Annotated in this window: 20 protein-coding genes; 8 read left to right on the plus strand and 12 right to left on the minus strand. The window is 61.2% G+C overall.

Annotated features, from left to right (window positions below):
* Positions 1-17 precede the first annotated feature (17 nt).
* The 3 genes from AC2YI2_RS00385 to AC2YI2_RS00395 are packed head-to-tail and all read left to right on the plus strand — an operon-like array spanning position 18 to position 2,798.
* A complete protein-coding gene (locus tag AC2YI2_RS00385) occupies positions 18-1,010 on the plus strand; it encodes an L-threonylcarbamoyladenylate synthase (RefSeq protein ID WP_487384433.1) in 993 nt (330 codons plus the stop codon).
* Positions 1,000-2,418: an FAD-binding oxidoreductase gene (locus AC2YI2_RS00390; protein ID WP_487384434.1), complete on the plus strand. Its 1,419-nt coding sequence runs from the start codon at positions 1,000-1,002 to the stop codon at positions 2,416-2,418. The genes AC2YI2_RS00385 and AC2YI2_RS00390 overlap by 11 nt, the downstream gene beginning before the upstream one ends.
* The gene (locus AC2YI2_RS00395) at positions 2,415-2,798 is read left to right on the plus strand and encodes a winged helix-turn-helix domain-containing protein (RefSeq protein ID WP_487384435.1); all 384 of its coding nucleotides are present in this window, start codon (positions 2,415-2,417) and stop codon (positions 2,796-2,798) included. The genes AC2YI2_RS00390 and AC2YI2_RS00395 overlap by 4 nt, the downstream gene beginning before the upstream one ends.
* Here the strand turns inward: AC2YI2_RS00395 and modC are convergent.
* The 4 genes from modC to AC2YI2_RS00415 all read right to left on the minus strand — a co-directional run bounded on the left by modC (position 2,759) and on the right by AC2YI2_RS00415 (position 7,585).
* Positions 2,759-3,865 carry a molybdenum ABC transporter ATP-binding protein gene (gene modC / locus AC2YI2_RS00400; protein WP_487384436.1) on the minus strand — a complete coding sequence of 369 codons (1,107 nt, stop codon included), beginning with the start codon at positions 3,863-3,865 and terminating at the stop codon, positions 2,759-2,761. The genes AC2YI2_RS00395 and modC overlap by 40 nt on opposite strands.
* A complete protein-coding gene (gene modB, locus AC2YI2_RS00405) occupies positions 3,862-4,554 on the minus strand; it encodes a molybdate ABC transporter permease subunit (RefSeq protein WP_487384437.1) in 693 nt (230 codons plus the stop codon). Before modB ends, modC begins: the two co-directional genes overlap by 4 nt.
* An 11-nt stretch (positions 4,555-4,565) precedes the next feature.
* The gene (gene modA, locus AC2YI2_RS00410; protein ID WP_487384438.1) at positions 4,566-5,345 is read right to left on the minus strand and encodes a molybdate ABC transporter substrate-binding protein; all 780 of its coding nucleotides are present in this window, start codon (positions 5,343-5,345) and stop codon (positions 4,566-4,568) included.
* 80 nt (positions 5,346-5,425) lie between these two features.
* A complete protein-coding gene (locus AC2YI2_RS00415; RefSeq protein ID WP_487384439.1) occupies positions 5,426-7,585 on the minus strand; it encodes a DUF1217 domain-containing protein in 2,160 nt (719 codons plus the stop codon).
* Positions 7,586-7,870: 285 nt separating this feature from the next.
* On the opposite strand from AC2YI2_RS00415, the gene AC2YI2_RS00420 reads away from it, so the two are divergent.
* Positions 7,871-8,437, plus strand: coding sequence for a DUF6101 family protein (locus AC2YI2_RS00420; RefSeq protein ID WP_487384440.1), 567 nt, complete (start codon positions 7,871-7,873; stop codon positions 8,435-8,437).
* 70 nt (positions 8,438-8,507) lie between these two features.
* On the opposite strand, the gene AC2YI2_RS00425 is transcribed toward AC2YI2_RS00420, so the two are convergent.
* The 3 genes from AC2YI2_RS00425 to AC2YI2_RS00435 all read right to left on the minus strand — a co-directional run bounded on the left by AC2YI2_RS00425 (position 8,508) and on the right by AC2YI2_RS00435 (position 12,494).
* Positions 8,508-10,367 carry a calcium-binding protein gene (locus AC2YI2_RS00425; protein ID WP_487384441.1) on the minus strand — a complete coding sequence of 620 codons (1,860 nt, stop codon included), beginning with the start codon at positions 10,365-10,367 and terminating at the stop codon, positions 8,508-8,510.
* Between the two features lie 312 nt (positions 10,368-10,679).
* The gene (gene ubiA / locus AC2YI2_RS00430) at positions 10,680-11,630 is read right to left on the minus strand and encodes a 4-hydroxybenzoate octaprenyltransferase (RefSeq protein ID WP_487384442.1); all 951 of its coding nucleotides are present in this window, start codon (positions 11,628-11,630) and stop codon (positions 10,680-10,682) included.
* A gap of 66 nt (positions 11,631-11,696) precedes the next feature.
* A complete protein-coding gene (locus AC2YI2_RS00435) occupies positions 11,697-12,494 on the minus strand; it encodes a MipA/OmpV family protein (RefSeq protein WP_487384443.1) in 798 nt (265 codons plus the stop codon).
* A gap of 219 nt (positions 12,495-12,713) precedes the next feature.
* On the opposite strand from AC2YI2_RS00435, the gene purD reads away from it, so the two are divergent.
* Both purD and AC2YI2_RS00445 read left to right on the plus strand, forming a co-directional pair.
* Positions 12,714-13,991: a phosphoribosylamine--glycine ligase gene (purD, locus tag AC2YI2_RS00440; RefSeq protein WP_487384444.1), complete on the plus strand. Its 1,278-nt coding sequence runs from the start codon at positions 12,714-12,716 to the stop codon at positions 13,989-13,991.
* An 83-nt stretch (positions 13,992-14,074) separates the two neighbouring features.
* On the plus strand, positions 14,075-14,587 hold the full coding sequence (locus AC2YI2_RS00445; RefSeq protein ID WP_487384445.1) for a plant virulence effector HPE1-like domain-containing protein: 513 nt from the start codon (positions 14,075-14,077) through the stop codon (positions 14,585-14,587).
* On the opposite strand, the gene AC2YI2_RS00450 is transcribed toward AC2YI2_RS00445, so the two are convergent.
* The 5 genes from AC2YI2_RS00450 to AC2YI2_RS00470 all read right to left on the minus strand — a co-directional run bounded on the left by AC2YI2_RS00450 (position 14,574) and on the right by AC2YI2_RS00470 (position 19,796).
* Positions 14,574-15,083, minus strand: coding sequence for a 2-thiouracil desulfurase family protein (locus AC2YI2_RS00450; RefSeq protein ID WP_487384446.1), 510 nt, complete (start codon positions 15,081-15,083; stop codon positions 14,574-14,576). The two genes, AC2YI2_RS00445 and AC2YI2_RS00450, sit on opposite strands and share 14 nt — an antisense overlap.
* The gene (gene moaB / locus AC2YI2_RS00455) at positions 15,080-15,628 is read right to left on the minus strand and encodes a molybdenum cofactor biosynthesis protein B (protein ID WP_487384447.1); all 549 of its coding nucleotides are present in this window, start codon (positions 15,626-15,628) and stop codon (positions 15,080-15,082) included. The genes AC2YI2_RS00450 and moaB overlap by 4 nt, the downstream gene beginning before the upstream one ends.
* Before the next feature lie 8 nt (positions 15,629-15,636).
* The gene (locus AC2YI2_RS00460; RefSeq protein WP_487384448.1) at positions 15,637-16,515 is read right to left on the minus strand and encodes a 4-(cytidine 5'-diphospho)-2-C-methyl-D-erythritol kinase; all 879 of its coding nucleotides are present in this window, start codon (positions 16,513-16,515) and stop codon (positions 15,637-15,639) included.
* 28 nt (positions 16,516-16,543) lie between these two features.
* Positions 16,544-18,643 carry a tetratricopeptide repeat protein gene (locus AC2YI2_RS00465; protein WP_487384449.1) on the minus strand — a complete coding sequence of 700 codons (2,100 nt, stop codon included), beginning with the start codon at positions 18,641-18,643 and terminating at the stop codon, positions 16,544-16,546.
* A gap of 136 nt (positions 18,644-18,779) precedes the next feature.
* Positions 18,780-19,796: a polyprenyl synthetase family protein gene (locus tag AC2YI2_RS00470; protein WP_487384450.1), complete on the minus strand. Its 1,017-nt coding sequence runs from the start codon at positions 19,794-19,796 to the stop codon at positions 18,780-18,782.
* A 108-nt stretch (positions 19,797-19,904) separates the two neighbouring features.
* Between AC2YI2_RS00470 and AC2YI2_RS00475 the strand changes: the two genes are divergently transcribed.
* Both AC2YI2_RS00475 and AC2YI2_RS00480 read left to right on the plus strand, forming a co-directional pair.
* Positions 19,905-20,120: a putative signal transducing protein gene (locus tag AC2YI2_RS00475; RefSeq protein ID WP_487385266.1), complete on the plus strand. Its 216-nt coding sequence runs from the start codon at positions 19,905-19,907 to the stop codon at positions 20,118-20,120.
* Complete coding sequence (locus tag AC2YI2_RS00480) at positions 20,121-20,927, plus strand: tRNA1(Val) (adenine(37)-N6)-methyltransferase (protein WP_487384451.1); 807 nt, start codon at positions 20,121-20,123, stop codon at positions 20,925-20,927.
* Positions 20,928-20,957 lie beyond the last annotated feature (30 nt).

Consider the following 20,957-nt stretch of genomic DNA (forward strand, 5'->3'; position numbering starts at 1 on the left):
ACTATCGCGAACCCATCATGGCTGAAATCATCGACATCATACAGGACCACGCCTTGGCACTCAGCCGGGGCTGCCAGGTTCTGGCCGATGGCCAGCCGGTGGCGATGCCGACGGAAACGGTCTACGGACTGGCCGCAGACGCGACCAATCCCGATGCGATCGCGCGGATCTACGAGGTCAAAGGGCGGCCGCGGTTCAATCCGTTGATTGCGCATATGTCCGGCTACGCAATGGCGGAACGCTATGCGCGCTTCGATCCGATTTCCAGGGCGTTGGCAGAGGCATTCTGGCCGGGGCCGCTGACGCTTGTCTTGCCGCTGATCGAGGAGAGTGCGATCCATCCGCTCTGCACGGCGGGCCTCGATACGGTTGGCGTGCGGGTGCCGATGGGCTTTGCCGGCGAATTGATCGAGGCTTTCGGCAAGCCCTTGGCGGCGCCGAGCGCAAATACATCAGGCAAGGTGAGTCCAACGTCGGCGGAACATGTCCAAGCGGATCTCGGCGACAGGATCGAACTGATCCTCGATGGCGGGTCGTCCGGCGTGGGGGTCGAGAGCACGATCATCAAGGTCGAGGGTAATGCGGTTCGTCTTTTGCGGCCCGGCGGGCTCGCGGTCGAGGAAATCGAGGCGTGGATCGGCCGTCCAGTGACGAGGCTGGAGACATCAGGGGCGACGATCGAGGCGCCTGGTATGCTTGCCTCGCATTATGCGCCGACAGCGGCCGTGCGACTGAATGCGCAACAGGTTGGCGCGGGCGAAGTGCTCATCAACTTCGGCAATCAGCGGGTTGCGGGCGCCAAGCGTGCCGCCGCTCTCTTCGACCTCAGCGCCGAGGGCTCGCTGCGCGAGGCAGCTGCTAATCTCTTTGCCATCATGAAAATGGCCGACCAGGTGCCGTCGAAGGGCATTGTCTTTGCGACGATTCCCAATCGCGGTCTCGGCGAGGCGATCAATGACCGTATCGCGCGGGCCGCCGCGCCGCGACCGGAGGAGAGCGATGCAAGCTGAGCTGATCGAACGCTTCGCGCAAATCGTTGGCGCGAATAACGCCATCACGGATCAGGCGACGATCGCGCCCCGGCTAAAGGAAACGCGTGGACTTTATCACGGTGCCTCTCCGCTGCTGCTCAGGCCGGGCAGCACCTCGGAAGTGTCTGAAATCCTCAAACTCGCGACAGAAAGCGGGACGGCGATCGTACCGCAATCGGGCAATACCGGCCATGTCGGCGGCCAGACGCCCCGCGAGGGCCGCGAGGATGTACTGCTGTCGCTGGAGCGCATGAACCGCGTGCGTGAGGTCGATCTCGCGGCCGGCACGATGACCGTGGACGCCGGCTGCGTTCTCGACAACGTGCATCGTGTCGCGGAGGAGAATGGGCGCCTCTTCCCGCTGTCGCTCGGCTCGCAGGGAAGCTGCCAGATCGGCGGCAATCTCTCCACCAATGCCGGCGGAACACAGGTGCTGGCCTATGGCAATGCGCGCCAGCTCTGCCTTGGACTGGAAGTCGTCTTGCCGACGGGCGAAATCTGGGAGGGACTCCGGAAGCTCAAGAAGGACAATACCGGCTACGACCTGCGTGATCTCTTCATCGGCGCCGAGGGGACGCTGGGCGTCATCACCGCTGCCGTTCTCAAGCTGTTTCCCATGCCGCGGGGACATCAGGTCGCCTTTGCGGGACTTGAAAGTGCCGCGAATGCTCTCGCCTATTTCAAGCTGGCGCAGGAAATCTGCGGCAATGCGCTGACCGGCTTCGAGCTGATGGTGCGGCTTGGGGTCGAGTTCACCACGCGACACATTCCCGGCGTGCGCGATCCGCTGTCGTCTCCTTATCCCTGGTACGTGCTGGCCGAGGTATCGACGACGGATGACGAGGAGAGCGCCGTCCGAATGATGGAGTCCCTACTCTCGCAGGCGCTGGAACAGGGGCTGGTGCAGGACGCCACGATCGCAGGGTCGACATCCCAGGCCCGCGCCTTGTGGCATCTCCGAGAGAGTATGTCGGAGGCGCAGAAGCCGGAAGGCGGCTCAATCAAGCACGACGTTTCGGTGCCCGTCTCGGACATTCCTGCTTTCATGGAGCAGGCGGGAAGGGCCGTGACAGCGTTCATTCCCGGTGCGCGGGTTTGCGCATTCGGCCATCTTGGCGATGGCAATATCCATTACAACATCTCTCAGCCCATCGGGGCCGACAAGCAGGCCTTCATTGGCCGCTGGCGTGAAGTGAACGAAATTGTTCATGGGCTGGTGCTCAAATTCAACGGCTCGATCTCGGCGGAGCATGGCATCGGACAATTGAAGCGTGACGAGCTCGCCGCGATCCGCTCACCCATCGAGATCGACCTCATGCGCCGCATCAAGCGCGCCTTCGATCCCGCCAATATCATGAATCCCGACAAGGTGCTGAGCCTCTCATGACAAGCCCGATCAGGCTCAATCTCCGCCTTACCTTTCCCGGCGGCGTGCCGCTCAGCCACGGCAAGGCGGAACTGCTGGAGTTGATCCGCGAAACCGGTTCGATCCGGCAGGCGGCCGCGAAGATGGACATGTCCTATCGCCGTGCATGGCTGCTGGTCGATGAGTTGAACCACCTCTTTCGCGAGCCGGCGATCGAGACGAAGCAGGGTGGCAAGAGCGGCGGCGGTGCAGCCCTGACAGCCTTCGGCGAGGAACTGCTCAAGCGTTTTCGCGCCATGGAAACGCGGACGATGAAAACACTGGCGGCCGACCTCGACTGGCTCGCCAGCCATCGATCCGATCAGGACGCTTCGTCGCCCGAAACGCCGGGCGCGCGATAGACCGAGCCACCATCCACGCTGACCGCCTTGAAGAGGGCATAGACCCGCAATCCCGGCCTCAACCCCAGCCGTTCGGCCGACAGCAAGGTAATGCGCGCCAGCAGCCGCTGACCATGGCAATCGACGGAAACCATCACGTGATGACCATCCCGCTCGAGGGCGGCGATGGCGCCGTCGAGCTGATTGAGCGCGCTGAGATCGTCATGGCGCTCAAGCGCAATCATGACATCCGTGGCCGGGACACGGATGCGGACGGACGTGCCCTCAGGAAGGTCGACAGGCTGAAGCGTGACAATACTGTCGCCGATCGCGGCCATGCTGAGACCGAAATGCGTCTCATGGCCGACGACTCGTGCTTCGAGAATCGATTGCGGGGCGATGCCGTCCTGCGCCGAGGAAAGCTCCGGAAAAACTTCCCGCGGCTCGCCCTCCGCCCGCACCTTGCCGTCTTCGAGAAGCACCACGCGACTGGCAAGCCGCGCCACCTCGTCGAGAGCATGGCTGACATAGATGACCGGGATTTTCACCTCGTCGCGGATGCGCTCGATATAGGGCAGGATTTCCTGGCGTCGTGCCCGATCGAGGGCCGACAGCGGTTCGTCCATCAGGATCAGGCGCGGCGCCGAAAGCAATGCGCGGCCGATCGCGACACGCTGCTTTTCGCCGCCGGACAATGTTGCCGGGCGCTGTGAAAGCAGCTTTTCAATCCCGAGCAGCGCGACGACCTCGTCCTCAGAAATTTGGCGATCGCCTCGCGGGGCGAAGAACCGGCCGTAGAGCAGGTTCTGACGCGCGGTGAGATGCGGAAAGAGCCGGCCTTCCTGAAAGACATAGCCGATGCGGCGGCGATGGGGTGGCACGAAGATGCGCCTGGCGGTGTCGTTCCAAACCGTTTCACCGAAGGTTATGACGGCATCGTTCGGTTTGGTCAGGCCTGCGATCATCTGCACCAGCGAGGTCTTGCCTGAACCCGACGGGCCGAAAAGCGCGGTGACGCCGCTGCCTGCCTCGAAGGCCGCATCCAGCACGAAATCGCCCTGGCGATGTCTGACCCGGGCGGAGATCATGACGCGGCTCCGATGCGCCGGGCGACCCAGCGCGAAACGAAACTGGCGAGCATGATTGCTGCGAGCGAAATCATAACGGAAAAGAGTGTGAGCCGGTAGGCCATCGGTTCGCCGTCAGGGTCCTGAAGCGCGGCATGGATGGCGGAAGCGAGCGTCTGCGTCTCCCCGGGAATGGCCGAGACGAAGGTGATCGTTGCGCCGAATTCACCCAGCGATCGGGCGAAGCAGAGCACCATGCCGGCGATGATGCCAGGCAGGCTGAGCGGCAGGGTGACGGTGAGGAAAACCATCAGCGGGTTGGCGCCGAGCGTGCCGGCGGCCTGTTCGAGTCTGCGGTCGATCGCTTCCATGGAGAGCTGGATGGCCTGCACCAGAAGCGGAAAGCCCATTACGGCCGCCGCGACAGCGGCGCCTGTCCAGCGGAAGGACAAGACGATGCCGATGCTTTCCAGCGCGCCGCCGAACAGGCCCTTGCGACCGAACGCCATCAGCAGGAGATAGCCGGTGACAACAGGCGGCAGGATCAAGGGCGAGGCGACGATTCCGCTCAACAGTGCCTTGCCATAGAACTGGCCGCGCGCCAGAAGCCACGCAACCAGTATTCCGAAAGGAAGACTCCAGGCGACGGCAAGGGACGCCACCTCGATGCTCAGCCGGATGGCCGTCCACTCTTCCTCACTGAAATTCATCTACCAAGCATTCACGAAGATGCGAGTGTCGTAAAGCCCGCATCCTTGAAGATCTTGGTGGCTTCCGGGCCAAGCAGGAACTTCACGAACGCGTCCTTGTCGGCATTGTTTGAGCTTTCGATCGGCGCAACCGGATAGACGATCGGCGAATGGCTGTTCTCGCCGAAGAAATCAATCACCTTGACTTCCTTGTCAGCCTTCGCGTCGGTCTCGTATGCGATGCCGAGCGGCGCTTCGCCGGAAGAAACCAGCTTGAGTGCCGCGCGAACGTTTTCGGCGCCAGCGACCTTCGACTCGACGTCCTTCCAGACGCCGTAGAACTTCAACGCCTCCTGGCCGTATTTGCCAGCGGGCACGCTCTTCGGCTCGCCCATGGCAATGCGGTTGTTGCCGAGCGTTGCGGCGAGCGGGAAGTCCTTCGCGATTTTCAGAGAGACAGTCGAATCCTTGGCTGCGACGAGCACCAGCCTGTTGCCGAGGAAATTGACGGCGGCTTCCTTCTTCACCGCGCCCTTCTCGACGAGATAGTCCATCCATTTGGTGTCGGCCGAAACGAAGACGTCGGCCGGAGCGGCCGCCTCGATCTGCTTGGCGAGCTGTGAGCTCGATGCATAGGAAATCGCAACCTTCGATCCGCCACCGGCTTCGAAAGCCTCGGCTACCTTGTCGAGCGAGCCCTTCATGCTGGCTGCCGCGAAAACCACCAGGTCCGCAGCGGCAGCCGGCATCGCTGTGCCGACCGTGATCGCGGCGGTAGCAATGAATGAAAGCAACAGGTTCCGGCGCTTCATGGATATGATCTCCCGATTCCGTTATATCTCGACGGATATAGCGACGGCCGCGCAAAAGCAAGCCCTCGGGGCTTGCTCGTTCAGCGCTTCAGCTGGGCGATGGAAAGGAGCGTGTCGGCGCTGATCGTGGTGCTGCCGGAGAACAGGCTCAACGTGGGATCGCTGTTGCTTTCGTTGGCGAGGTCATACATCGCCGTAAAGCGGCTAATGAACTTTTCGAGCTTGTCAGGGTTCTGCAGTTCTTCGAGATCGAGATTCTTCTCGATGAGCGCTGCCTGCTTTTCAATGGCCATCGAGGATATTTCACTCGGCAAGCTGAACGCGGTTCGGAAGACTTCGAGCAGAGCCGTGTCGCCCAGAATGTCGTAGGGATTGTTGATGTCGGGCATCATGCGCTTGAAATAGAGCGCGAGGCGAGCGCCGGCGCTATCCTCGCCGACGTCCTCCTCCAGCGTCTGCTGGAGATAGAGATAGTCCGTCATCTCCATGCCGTAACGGCCCTGGATGCCGCTATCCTTGACCGCGATGTCGCCGTTCTTGTCGAAATTGAACGAGGACAGGATCTGGGCGTAGCGGTGGTCGCTCTGCTGGTTCACGAAGCTCTCGGGGTCATCGAGATCCGATGAGAAGACCTGTCCCATGAAGTCGTCCGTCACGTCTTCCGAGTCGATGCCGTTCGCTTCCAGCACGAAATCCACAAGGCGACGGTCCGCCAGGAATTCCTTCGCGGTCTGAATGTTCTGGATGGTCTCTGTGTAGTATTCTGCTTCCTTGTCGGCGTCCTCGCGGTTTTCGTCATTGCCGAAGCGCGTCTTGATGATGATGTAGTCCTTGGCGGTCTGGGTCAGCAGCAGCTGCGACTGCGCGAGTTGCGGCGCTTCCTTCTGACCCTCGGCATCGAAGTTGAAGGCGGCGGCCAGGTCGCGGTAGCGCGTGTCCTTCTGCTTGTTGGCAAAGCTGGTCGGATCCGAGAGGTCGCTGGTCAGCACCTGCGCAATGACCTTGTCCTTGACCTCATCCGGATCGAAGCCAAAGGCGGTCAGCACGAAATCATAAAGCTTCGGTGTTTTCTGCAGTTCCTCGACGCTGTCCATCGAGCCGATGAAGTTCTTGTAGTATTCAAAGAGCTCGGCGTCCTTAGCTTCCTGCTTGTCGTCATAGCGCGTCAGGTACTGCGCGGATGTCTGCGTCGTCTGTGCGGCGGTCTGGGCCGTCGCGCCGGTGAGTGTGCCATCCGCCGCGAAGCCAAATGCCTTCGTTAACGTTTCATAGGCTTCGCCGCCCATGGTTGTCGCATAATTGTTCGGATCGGTGAGGTCGCTGGTCAGGATATTCTTGATCGTGCTCTTGAGTGTGATGTCCTCGAGCCCGAATGCTGTCTTGACATAGGACAGCATCCGGCTGTCGTCGACGAGATCATCGACATTGGTGATGGAGCCGATCTTGCTCTCGTAATAGGCCTTGTTGGCCTCCGCCTCGGCCGGAACCATCCTGTCCGGCACATAGAACATGTAGGCGCCGACGACCTCGTCGGTCTGTGCCGCATCCTGCGCCACATCGCCCAGGTCGAGCGTGCCCGTCGCATTGAAATTGAAATGGGCGTTCAATTGCTGCAGCACCGTCTTGTTGCTTGCAGTCGTCGTGTTGACATAGCTTGCGGGATCGTTGAGGTCGCTGGTCAACACCTGTGTGAGATGATCCCGACTCCAGTATTTCGTATCCATATCGAAGGACTTGAGGACGTAGTTCCGCAGCCGCTCATTATTGAGAAGCTGATCGACTGTGGTCACCGAGCCGATATTGGACTTGTAGTAGGTCGTCTCACTCGCGACCGATGTCGCTTCGGCCGCGACCGTGCCTTTGAACTTGTCGATCACGGTGTCCACCTGCCGAGACGTCTGCGCCAGGGCGGTGCCGGACGAAAACTGAAAGGCCGTGGCGAACTGGCGATAGCGCTGGTCGGTCAGCTTGTTGGCGAAGGAATTCTCGTCGCTCAGATCGCTCTCGAGCACCTTCTTCATGAAGGCCTTGGCATAGGTCATGTCTTCGAGACCATGCGCTTTCATGGCATAGGAATAGAGCCGGTAGTCATCAAGGAAATCGTCGAGATTGGTGATGCTGCCGATCTTGTCACTGTAATAGGCACGCTCGCGCTCGACCTGCGACGACGTTGAAATCCGCTCCAGGTTTCCCTTGATGTCACGATTGACCAGATCATAGCTGAGATAGGTGGAGATCATTTTTGCTCAATCCTCTGCTCTCCCATTTTGCCAGAAATGTCTTATCCGAACCTTACTTTGAGCAATCGCGATTTCCGCCCAAATCTATTCAAAGTCGATCCTCCATGTTCATCTTTCGAAAACCCAGTCTTGTTTCCAATTGCTAACCATTTGGCCAAGCAAAGTTTTCTTAACCGAGAATATTAAGCCGCATCTCAGGTCGGCCGGCTAGTGTCAGGCCATAAGAGGACGGAATGTCCCGCAAAACCGAAGAGATGATCTCTCGCGAAAACAGGGTCGAAATCGATGCAGAATACTGTCTACAAACCGGCTTGGGCGACGAGCATTTTGAGGCTCGATCCAGGCCTCTTCCCCCAGCATCTGCGCTACGAAATCGAAGACACCGATGAGAAGGTGTCGATCACGCTCGATGAACGCGGCGCCGTCATGCGCCGCACGCTGCCGGCAAGCGGCCTGCCGCTGACGGTCGCCCTCCCCTACCGCGTGTTCAAGGGCGTTGCCGCCCGTGCCATCGACCATGGCAACGGCGATGTGACCGTGACGCTCGAACTGCACCACACCGATCCGAGCCTCTGCATTCCGCTGCTCGTGGCGCACGATCTCTATGACATTGCCGCCGATTGGCGCTCCTGGTCGGAAGCTTATGGCGTACCCATGCTGATGGTCGAAGCCGACGGCGTTGCCCGCGAGCTCGACGAGCACCTGATCACCGCCGGCGCCAAGCCGCCGAAGCCGCGCCGCCGCCACTCCTACTTCGCCGACCGCCGTCCGCGTTTCCTCGTCCGCCGCAAGATGGGCGCTCTCGGCATCAGCATGAAGATCGGCGGACGCCAGGTTTTCCCGCGCGACTGAGCGGAAAGATCAACACCAAAGAAAAATGGCGCCCGATGAGGCGCCATTTTTGTTTCCGGAAGAGACAGGATCAGAGATTGAAGTTCCCAGCCGTGAGATCGACCGAGTCGTCGAGTTCAATCTTCATATCCGCCGTGCCGTTGCCGTCGACATCGATTTCGATGAACGTCTTGCCACCATCCTTGTCCCAGCGCACTTCCGCACCGGTGCCGGTGAAGGCGCCACCCTCGGCGGCAATGAAATCGAAGGTATCGCTCGCCAAAACGGCCGCTAGGTCGATCTTGTCGTTGGCGACGTCAAAGTCGGTGATGATATCGAACGTGTCCGCGGCCGTACCGCTGTCATCCTTGCTCAAGTAGATATAGGTGTCCACACCGGCGCCGCCGGTCAGCGTATCGGCGCCTGCACCGCCCGTAATCTTGTCGACTCCCGCACCGCCGTCGATCTTGTCCTTGCCGGCTCCGCCGAGAAGCGTGTCATCGCCGTCACCGCCGGTCAGGATGTCGTCGCCCTCGCCACCGTTGATTTCGTCGGCATCGGCGCCGCCGTCAATCGTGTCGTTGCCGGCATCGCCAAAGAGCTTGTCGGCGCCATCGTCACCCTTCAGGGTGTCGTTGCCGTCATTGCCGTGGATGGTGTCTTTGCCCTTGCCGCCTTCGACCGTGTCATTGCCGGCGTCGGCGTTCAGGATATCGTCGCCGTCGCCGCCGGTGATCTTGTCGTCGTCATCGCCGCCGTTGATCGTGTCGTTGCCGGCACCGCCATCGACGGTGTCCTTGCCAGCGTCAGCCTTGATCGTGTCGTTGTCCGCGCCGCCGGAAATCTCGTCGTCCCCGTCACCGCCGGTGATCGTGTCTGTGCCATCGCCACCATCGATCGTGTCCGCACCACTGCCCGCATCGATCGTATCGTTGCCGGTTCCGCCCGATACTTTGTCGCTGCCGCCGCCGGACTTGATGTTGTCGCTGCCTCCACCGCCGTCGATCACGTCAGCGGCGTTCCCGCCAGTGATCGTGTCATTGCCGGTTCCGCCGCTCAGGTTGTTCTCGCCGCCGCCGCCGGTGATCGTATCGTCGCCGCCGCCGCCCTCGATCTTGTCGTTGCCACCACGGCCCGCCAGCTTGTTGGCTCCGCCGCTACCGAAGATCGTGTCATTGCCGTCGGATCCGACGACATTTTCAACGCGGCGAAGGACGACCTTGCCGCCGAAGTTGCCGAAATCGCTGGTGCCGCCGAGATCGGCCTTCAGACCGCCCGTGGTCATGTAGAGCGTGTCGGAACCGTCGCCAGCATTGACGGTGGCATCGGTCTTGCCGTTGGAGGTGTAGATCTTGTCGTCGAAAGCCGTAAGCTTGAGGTCGCTATAGAGGCCATTGAGGCCGACGACGACCGATTCTTCAGCCTTGTGGGCCGAATAGCTGTTGTCCGGGCTGAACATCTCGAGCCACTGCCAGAGGTAACGGCGAATGGTTTCGCTGTTGTACTCAACCTGTGGCTCGTTTTCGCGCTCGGCATTGTCGAACTTCACTCCGCTGCCGGACTTCTCATCGGTCGCGTCAGAAGCCTCGGCGGCATCAGGGGTCTTTGCAGCCATGGCAGCGGCAGCCTGACGTGCGGCATTGTTGCTGCTTCCGGAATCATCATCGTCTTTGGCAGCGATCTTCTTTGCGGCGACAGTTGCTGTTGAGATCTCCGATGTCACCGGATCAGGCGTCTCGACATCGAGATCGGCGATATCGAGTTGGATGGCCTCATCGATGGAAAGCGCCACGCTCTCGGGGATGACGGGGTCGAATTGCGAAAAGTCGTAAGAGTCCGTCTCGAGCAGTTCGAAGATCGACTCGAGCCACTCTTCGCCATTCTGTTCAACGAGTTCTTTGAAATAAGGGATGTTCATAAGTGCAGCCAGGAATCCAGTATCTAATGCCATAATTTATCTATCCCGCCCAAGAGCCAGATCACGCTTCAGCGTTCTTTTTCATACACCGACTTCCAAGTCAATTTACAGCTTTTTGCGATTTCTGATGAACGAGGATCGGCACGGGTTTCGCCCAGTGCTGGTACTGCTGGCGCAAGTGCTGATTTTTAGGGCATCGGCTCAACGTTCGCCTGTTCCCGGGGGAACATCCCAGCGCCCTGGCCTGGGCTATCTTCAAATCAAGAATTCCAGCCTGAGGCACAAAAGTGCAACAGGCGGAAGAAAGCCCGGCTGAACTTGTCCCGCAGCCGGGCTTTTTTCGTTTCAGGCGAAGGGGATGGCGAGAAGCAGACCCGCGAAGAGCGCGGCGCCGACCACGTGGTTGAATTTGAAGAGCGCGAGGCACTGTGGTCCATCGTTGATATCGAGAACGAGGATCTGCCATCCGAGCAGCACGAAGGCGACGAGCAGTCCGATCCAGGCCGGCCATGCCGCGCCCCCTGCCCCAAATGCGATCGCAAAGGCCAAGAGCATCAGACCGTAGAACAACGTCAGCCAGATCTTGGTGTTCTTCCCGAAATAGAGCGCTGTGGAACGCACGCCGATTAACGTGTCGTCTTCCTTGTCCTGGTGGGCATAGATCGTGTCGTAGCCGATCGTCCAGGCGATGGAGCCGAGATAGATCATAATGGCTGCAAAGGAGAGGCTCGCGAATTCGGCGGCCCAGCCCATGAGCGCGCCCCAGGAAAAGGCGAGGCCGAGGAAGAACTGCGGCCAATCGGTGAAGCGCTTGGCGAAGGGATAGATCGCGACGATGCCGAGCGACAGTATGCCGAGCACGACCGAGAACCAGTTGAAGCTCAAGAGCACGGCGAGGCCGACCAGCGCCTGCAGCGCCATGAAGATCTTAGCCTGAAGCCGCGTCACCCTGCCTGACGGCAGCGGCCGCGAGCGCGTCCGTGCCACGGCCATATCGATCTCGTGGTCGACGAGGTCATTATAGGTGCAGCCGGCGCCACGCATGGCGACCGAGCCGGCGAAGAACAGGAAGAGGTGCCAGACGAATCGCGTGAACGAGAACTGACCCATCGTGGCGGCACTTCCGGCGGCGAGGGCCGCCGACCAGAAGCATGGCCACATCAGGAGCTGCCAGCCGATCGGCCGGTCCCAGCGTGCGAGCTGGGCATAGCCCCAGAGGCCCCGCGGCAGGGCGCGGTAGACCCAGTTGTTCGAGGGGGCGTCGATGACCCGGCCGTTGTCGAAGAAGAAGCTCATACGGCCAAGGCTGTAGCCAAACCGGCGCGCCAGTCAAGCAGCGATTCGACGCAACCCGCGGGTGCCTCAATCGATCTTGAAGTCGAAGCGATAGGTCGCGGAAACGCCGATCACGAACTGGTCCTTGTCGCCGCGCTCGCGCACCAGGCTCGAATCGGAAACTGGTCCAAGGAGCCGCGAATATTCGGCGAAAAGGCTGGTGTCGACCTTCTCGGTGGCCTTCCAGTTGATCGCGGCGCCGAGGCCGGCAGATTGCACGCCACCCTCGGGCTTGTATTTCTTGAGGCCGGACTTCGCCGACTCCTTGGCGTTGACGCCATAGTAGGCATCCATGTAGCCGTCGGTGGCGAAAGAAACACGCGGGCCAGCCGAGAGGCGGATCGTGTCGGTCACATCGGTGAAGGCATCAGCCGCAACGTCGGCCACGATACCGTCATGGCTGCGAATGCCGCGGCGGACTTCGGCGCGGATACGCATCCAGTCAGTGGGGTAGACTTCCGTGAATGCACCGGCTTCGACGCCGAGCTTCACCGGCGAAAGACCCTTGAGGTCGTCGGAAATGCTCTTGTCCCGCGGCAGGACGAGCTTGCCGACGATGCCGGCGCGGACCGCACCGCTGTCGTAGAGGGAGAGCGACGGATTGTCGTTGCGCGAGGTGAAGCGGACAGTCTGGTCGGCCTTGCCGAGCGAGAAGATCGGCTTGCCCTGGAACAGATAGGCATTGTCGCCCTGGTAGCGCGGCGCGACGAACGCCGAGCCGCCAATCTTGACATACCAGTCGCCCGACCACCAGGCATCCGCCAGGGCGGGCGTTGCGGAAAAGGCCAGAACTCCGGCCAAAGCGGTCAAAATGCCAATGCGCACTACAAACTCCCTCGAAGAATTCGCAAAGGCTATTCGGCTTTGGTTACCGGATCAACACCGGACGTGGTTATCAGAAACTTAAATACTGCCAGGCGTTGCGGAAATGCATATCTATTGCACCTCGTCTGCTACCGCATGGCTTGACCCGGAACCGCCCCCTCTTTAACCGGGTTTCCCGCGGGCAGATGCGCTTGCGACTGGAACAGTGGGAGAATTGCCATGAACGTCCTCCTGATCGGCTCCGGCGGCCGCGAACATGCGCTGGCCTGGAAACTTGCTCAATCGGCTACACTCGGCAGGCTCTATGTCGCGCCCGGCAATCCCGGTATCGAAAAGCATGCCTTCTGCGTCGATATCGACCCGATGGATGCCGGTGCGATCATCCGTTTCTGCAGCGACCGCAATGTGGAATTCGTGATCTTCGGGCCCGAGGCGCCGCTTGTCGCCGGCGTCGGCGACAAGGTGCGGGAGGCCGGCTTTCTGGTTTTCGGCCCTTCGCAGGCCGCCGCCCAGCTTGAGGGCTCCAAGGGTTTCACCAAAGACCTCTGCGCCCGCTTCAATATCCCGACAGGTGCCTACAAGCGCTTCACGAATGCCGCCGACGCGAAGGCCTATGTGACGGCACAGGGCGCGCCGATCGTCGTCAAGGCGGATGGGCTCGCCGCCGGCAAGGGCGTCACCGTGGCGATGACGGAAGCCGAGGCGCATGCGGCGATCGACGACTGTTTCTCGGGCTCATTCGGCGCGGCCGGCGCGGAAGTCGTGGTCGAGGCCTATCTCGACGGCGAGGAGGCAAGTTTCTTCGTGCTGAGCGACGGCAAATCCGCACTGGCGCTGACCTCGGCGCAGGACCACAAGCGCGTCGGCGACGGCGATACCGGCCCGAATACGGGCGGCATGGGCGCTTATTCCCCTGCCCCGGTGATGACCGACGAAATGGTGGCGCGCACCATGTCCGAAATCATCGAGCCGACGATCAGCGGCATGGCGGAGATGGGCCATCCCTTCTCCGGCGTCTTCTTTGCTGGATTGATGATCACCCAGAAGGGGCCGGAACTGATCGAATACAATGTCCGGTTCGGCGATCCCGAATGCCAGGTACTGGTGATGCGGCTGAAGTCGGATCTTCTCGACCTGCTGCTCGCGACCGCCAAGGGCGAGCTCGAAGGCGTCCAGGCGGAATGGACATCCGATCCGGCACTGACTGTCGTGATGGCATCGAAAGGCTATCCCGGCTCGTATCAGAAGGGCACCGCAATCGAATCCCTGCCCGAGGACAGCGAGGCACTTCGCATCTTCCATGCCGGCACAGCCATGCAGGAAGACGCATTGTTGGCAAACGGAGGGCGTGTTCTGAATGTCACAGCGGTGGGTGCCACAGTCTCGGAAGCGCGTGACCGGGTCTATGCAGCAATCGACGAGATCCGTTGGGAGAACGGCTTCTTCCGCAAGGACATCGGATGGCGCGCAGTCGCGCGGGAGCAGGTTGCGGATTAAGCTTTCCGTAACCAAGCTCCCTCAGTCAATCTTAAGGCTTTTTTCATACTCTCTGCAGGTTCGTCCCGCGGGAGTATTGCATCATGCGTCTCAACACCCTGGTCATCGCCCTTCTTTCCTCAGCCACAATGGCCCAGGCAGGATCAATCGATGTGATCACGACCGGCAAGGATGCATCCCGCAGCATCGAAAAGATCAGCTGCCCGTCTTGCGTCAAGAAGCCGAAGAAAGTCGATCTGTCAGTCGTTGAACTGACCCCGGGGACACAGAAGATCGAGATCCGCGAAGTCGCGGGCGTCAAGAAGATCTACCGCACCGAATCCTGGCTCGGTGGTTCGCCTGTCGTGATGGTTTCCAAGGCACTGCCCGACGACGCGCCTGTCGTGGCTGAGGCAAAGCCCGATGATGCCAACAAGGTCGCAACGGCGCCGGCTGCGGTTTCCGAACAGCCGGTCGTTTCCGCCGAGGCGAATATGATCGACGAGAAGTCCACCACGGCTGCCGTCACTGCCGATATGGGCGCAGCGGTCAAGGCGGAAGTCGCGCCGAAGGCCGCGATCTTCGATCCGAGCATACTTGAACTCAGATTGAACTGAGAGAAACCAGCCTCGAAAGCAACTCGCCGGAACGGGCCGGGGTGAAGACCTCGATGCCATGGCGCGCGAGCAATGCTGCGGTCACGCCGCTTCCCGCATGTTTCCGGCCGGCAAAATCACCATCATAGATCATGACCGAACCGCAAGACGGGCTGCCGTCGATCAATAGCGCATAACGACAGTCCCGCTCGCGCGCGAATGCCAGCGCCGCTTCGGCGCCTGCGATGAAGAGCGCGGTGACATCGCGCCCACCGAGCTCCAGCACTCGCGCTTGACCGTCGAGCACATCGTCGCCGGCTCGGCCGCCCTCGATTTCCGCCGGCGGACGGGGAACTTGGAAGCCGCCCGCCAGTTCGGGACAGAGCGGGACCAGCGTGCAATGCGATGAAAGTACCACCAACGTGTCGCTATCGATCGGCTTGCCCTTGCCATCATAGCGGACCGGCGCTCCCATCAGACAGGCGCTGATCAGGACTGAGGGATTGCGGGCAGTCATTTGCCGCCGCGCTTTAGATGTTCGTCAAGCCGCGGCATGATTTCCACGAAATTGCAGGGCATATGACGATAGTCGAGCTGGTCTTTGATGATGCCATCCCAGGCATCCTTGCAGGCGCCGGGCGAGCCGGGCAGGACGAAGATAAAGGTGGCATTGGCGACACCGCCGGTCGCACGCGACTGGATGGTCGAGGTACCGATCTTGTCGTAGGAAATGCGATGGAAGATGGCCGAGAAACCGTCCATGACCTTCTCGAAAAGCGGCTGCAGCGCTTCCGGCGTCACATCCCGGCCCGTGAAGCCGGTGCCACCGGTGGAGATCACCACGTCGATGTCGTCGCGCAGCGTCCAGTCACGAACGGTGCCGTAGATCGTCGCCTTGTCGTCCTTGACGATCGCACGGTCGACCAGCCTGTGGCCTGCTTCCGTTATGCGCGCCGCAAGCGTATCGCCGGACTTGTCATCGGCAAGCGTACGCGTGTCGGAGACGGTAAGCACCGCGATGCCGACCGGAATGAAGGAACGCATTTCGTCGAATTTCGGCATGGTCGGGGTCAGCCCCTATAGATTGTTACGCCCTGCAGATACCATTCAGGTCGCTCTGCCTCAAGCTTGGCCGAGGCCCGCTCGAGACTGACCTGCGTGCGGTAGACGCCGAAACAGGTTCCGCCGGAGCCCGACATGCGCGCCAGCATCGGATCGACCTGGCGCAACAATTCCAGCGCTTCGGTGACTTTCGGCTCGATGCGTTCGGCGGTCGTCTGCAGGTCGTTGCGCGAGGCGGCCAAGGTGCCCAGCCATTGTTCGACGGGTGCGCCCTCCATTGGCAGGTCGAGGCCGAGATTGTCGCGATTGGTGAGCTGGCGAAAGACCTCGGGTGTCGAGACCCCGACCAGCGGATTGACGAGAAGCAGGAAGAGCTCTGGGAAATCCTCGATCAGAACCATGCGTTCGCCGATGCCGCGGGCCACGAGCGGCCGGCTTTCGATACACATCGGCACATCAGCGCCAAGCGCGAGCCCCAGCGAGAGCAGTTGAGGACGCGGCACGCCCAATTGCCAGTGGCGGTTGAGGCCGCGCAGCGTCGCAGCCGCGTCCGCCGAACCGCCTCCGATGCCGGATGCCACGGGAAGGTTCTTTTCGAGATGGATATGCACCGGCGGCGTCGGGGCACCGGCACGGACCGCCCAGTCGCGCAGCGTGTCGCGGGCACGGATGACGAGATTGTCCGAACCTGGCGCCGCATCATCCGAAAGGGTCGCAGCGAAGCGGCCGGAGATTGTCAGGCGGTCCGCTTCGGCCTGCGAAAATGTCAGCCGGTCGCCCGCGTCTGCAAAGACGACCAGTGAATCGAGAAGATGATAGCCATCGGCGCGGCGGCCGGTGACATGCAGCGCCAGATTGACCTTGGCGGGCGCGAATTCCTCGATCATGTCGGAATCCCGATGCCCCGCTGGTCGATCAATTCTTGGCAGCCGGCAGCTTCAGCACCTGGCCAGGCTGCAGCCGATTGGGAAAGCGCTTGAGTTCGGGGTTGAGATCGATGATCTCCTGGAAGCGCTGGCCATCGCCCAGAACCTCGCGGGCGATGTTCCAGAGTGACTGGCCCTTGTTGACCGTGTAGACGGCAGGCTGAACTTGCTTGGGCTCGGCCTTGGGGTCCTCGGCCGTCTTCTCGACATCTGGCTTCGGTTGCTCGGCGCCGAGCTTGAGATTTGTGCGCGGCAGGGCAGCGGCGATGGCGACGCTGCGCGTGGTGTCGCCGTCCACTTTCTCGCCCTGCTCGGCCTTCTTGACCTCGAGTTCCGGCAGGCCGGATTTGATCTTTGCCTTGATTTTGACGATCTCAACATCCTCGGGCTTCATTGCCAAGGCAGTGCGCCACTGGAAGATCGCCTCCAGCTTGCGGCCGGTGCGCCAATAGGCATCGCCAAGATGGTCGTTGATGGTCGCATCGGAGGCGCGCAGTTCGACCGCGCGTTCGAGCTCGCTCACCGCGTCCTCGAAGCGGCCAAGGCGGAAATAGGCCCAGCCGAGCGAGTCGACGATGTAGCCATCGTCAGGGCGCAGATCGACGGCCTTGCGGATCATGCCGAGGCCTTCCTCGAGCTTGATGTTCATGTCGACCCAGGAATAGCCGAGATAGTTCAGCACCTGCGGCTGTTCGGGGAACAGTTCCAGCGCCTTCTTGAAGTTCGGCTCAGCCAGCTCCCATTTCTCCAGCCGCTCATAGGCGATCCCCCGCTGGAAGAAGATCGACCAGTCACCGCGCCTCGGCATCGGGCCGATGATTTCGACGGCCTTGTCGTAGGTCTTGGCCATTTCAGCATATTCCTTCTGGTCGGACAGAAGGCTGCCATAGGCGAGATAGCCGCGGATATCTCCGGGCTCGGTCTTAATCGATTCCTTGAGATGCGCGCGCGCCTCCTCGATCTTGCCCGTATTGGCGAGGTTGAGGCCGAGCTGCAGTTCCGACACACGACGCAGCGGCGAATCCGCCGGCACGCGCTTGTACCACTCGATCGCTCGCTCTGGCTTGTCGATGCCTTCAGCTAGGCCGCCAAGCAGGACGGCAGCGTCGGCAGAAGGGGCCAGCGCATAGGAGGTCACGAGGTAGAAAGCGACGATGTCCTGTGCGCTTTCGCGGTCCGGCGCATTGGCGACGGACTGATTGAGCGCGCCGCCGACGGAGAAGAGCACGGAAGCCATGCCTTCGGCAGCGGATTTGACTGGGAAATCCGGCTTGGCGCCCGTTTCGATCGTCTTGCGGAATGCCTGCAGCGGCAGATAGCCGGGCGCGAATTCTTCGCCGACGGAAATGGCGTCGAGCGCCTTCTGCTGGTTGCCAGCTTTCGCCTCCAGCGCCGCAAGCGCAAAGACTGCGCGCATATAGCTGTCGGTGGCCGAGGCACCTTCATCGCGGTTGGAAATCGTTTCGCTCAGCTTGCGGCGGGCAGTATCGATATCGCCCGAGGCGGCAGCGATCAGGCCGGCGCTGTAATTCTTGAAGATGCCGTACCATTCGGGGCCGTTCAGTTTCTCGATCGTCTTGAGCGCCTCGGCGCCCTTGCCTTCGGACTGCAGGCTCCAGGCCAGGAGCAGCGTGTTGACCATACGGTCGAGTTCATTGGGGCCGTCATATTTGAGCAGCGTATTGGCCTGGGTGTAATCCTTCTTGCGGATCGCCTCGATGCCGCGGGCGATCGTGGCGATTCGCTCGACGGCCGGATCGTCCTTCAGTCGCTCCGCTTCCGCCACGCCATGATCAAAATCGCCGTTCATGAACAGGCAGATCATCAGCCGTTCGCGGACTTCGACATTGCCGGGGTCATATTTCAACGCCGTGCGATAGAGCTCGATCGCGGTCGCATAGTCGTAATCGTTGTCGGCCGTTCGAGCAGCCAGGAAGGCGCCGGCAAAGGTATCGACCGATGCAGCGTCGAAGGTCACTTGCGGTGCCGCAGCAGCGGGCGCGTCTTCAGCCCGAACGGTGCCCGTCAGCGTCATCAGCAACGCAAGAGCGGAGCCGGCCACGAGCCTGCGGTTGTACTTCAGTCCCATCCTTAAAAGCCTTTCGAAGGGGCGCAAATCGAGCGCTCTAGAAATCATAAATCCGATTCCGCCACAAGACAGCCGCGATATTGTGGCAGCGCGATCACATTTGCTTGCAGTGTTTCACGGGCGGACGATACGCCCTTTAGTTGACCCGGCCAATGCAGAAGTCGATGACCTCCATCAGCGCCGCTTTCCAGGGCGAGGCCGGAAGCGCTTCGATCGCGTCGCGGGCGATCGTGCCATAGTGGTTGGCACGGGCGATCGTGTCGGATAGCGAGCCATATTTGGTGATCAGGCCCATGGCGCGTTCAAGGCTGGCATCGTCATTCTGGCCGTTCTCGATCGCCTCACGCCAGAACTGGCGTTCCTCGCCCGTGCCGCGGCGCCAGGCAAGGATGACAGGCAGTGTGATCTTTCCTTCGCGGAAATCGTCGCCGGTGTTCTTGCCGAGCTCGGCCGCCTTGCCGCCATAGTCGAGCGCGTCGTCGACCATCTGGAAGGCGTAGCCGAGATTCATGCCGAAGGAGCGCAGCGCCGCACGATCGGCCTTGCTGGCGCGGGCAACGATCGGTCCGACTTCGGCGGCGGCGGCGAACAGCGCGGCCGTCTTGGCCTTGATGACCTGGAGATAGTCGTCTTCTGTCGTCTCCATGTTCTTGGCGACGGACAGCTGCAGCACCTCACCCTCGGCGATGACGGTCGCGGCAGTCGATAGAACGTCGAGCGCTTCCAGCGAGCCGACCTCGACCATCATCTTGAAGGCCTGTCCGAGCAGGAAATCGCCGACCAGCACGCTTGCCTGGTTGCCCCAGAGGATGCGGGCGGTCTTCTTGCCGCGACGCATATCACTTTCGTCAACGACGTCGTCGTGCAGCAGCGTCGCCGTATGCATGAATTCGACGCTGGCAGCGAGCTTCACATGGTGTTCGCCGTTGTAGCCGAACACGCTGGCCGAAGCGATCGTCAGCATCGGACGCAGGCGCTTGCCGCCCGAGGAGATCAGGTGGTTGGCGATCTCAGGGATCATCTGCACATCCGACCCGGCCTTCGACAGGATCAACTGGTTGACGCGCTCCATATCCGCCCTGGTCAAGTCGACAAGCGGCTTGATCGACGCCTGTTTGTTTTTGCTTTCGTCAAGCGGTATGACTACGCCCAAGGGACCGGCTCCTGTTGAATTCCGGCCGGACAATAAAAACCGGGGGCGCTGCCAGCAAGAGGCGAATTGTCCCGCTTTATGAAAAATGGGTGAAAAGTGATCGAAATCATGCGCACCAACGACCCGGTGGCGCTCAGTTTCGCCGAAAGCCTGATGAAGGACGCCGGCATCTTCGCCATGATCGCCGATCAGGGCATGAGCATACTCGAAGGGTCCCTCGGTATTCTGCAGCGCCGGCTGCTCGTCGATAGCGATCGAGTGGACGAGGCGCGACGGCTCCTGATCGATGCAGGACTTGGGGCGGAACTTCGGGACCTGAAGTAAGTGACCGCCACCGAGACCGTCGACGCCTTCCATTTCGGCAGGTTCTATATCGTGCAGCCCAAAGGCCGCGGCCATCGCTCCGGCATGGATGCGATGTTGCTGGCCGCGCTCGTCGCCGGCCGGGGTCCTCTGCGGGTGGCCGACCTTGGTGCAGGCGCCGGGGCCGCGGGGATGAGCGTGGCCTCGCGCATAGAGAACGCCGGGGTGGTGCTGTTCGAACGCTCGACCGAGATGGCGGAATACGCCCGCAAAAGCATCGCCCATCCCGACAATGCAAGGATTGCGCCGCGGCTCTCGCTTGTTGAGGCCGATGTGACGCTGAAAGGCAAGGCACGACTGGCGGCGGGGCTTTTAGATGATGTCTTCGACCATGTGATCATGAACCCGCCGTTCAACGACGCAGGCGACCGGCGGGCGCCCGATGGGTTGAAGGCCGAGGCGCATGCCATGGAAGGCAACCTCTTCGAGGACTGGATCAGGACGGCGGGCGCCATCCTGAAGCCGGGCGGACAGTTGTCGTTGATCGCTCGGCCGGAATCAATTGCGGATATCATTGCCGCTTGCGGCAAACGCTTCGGTGGCATCGAGATCACCATGCTGCATGCGCGGGAGGGCGAGAGCGCCATCCGACTGCTGGCGACGGCGATCAAGGGCTCGCGTGCCCGGCTGATCATCCGTGCGCCACTCTTCATGCATGGCGACGGCTCGCATCGCTTCCTGCCCTTCATCGACGACCTCAACAACGGTCGAACCGCCTATCCGAGACTTGGAAAGACCCGCAGAACTGCGCCAGCCATTGCCTTTTGAGCAATGCCCATTACATCTGCGAACAAGACC

Source organism: Rhizobium sp. SRI_017 (assembly GCF_057586295.1).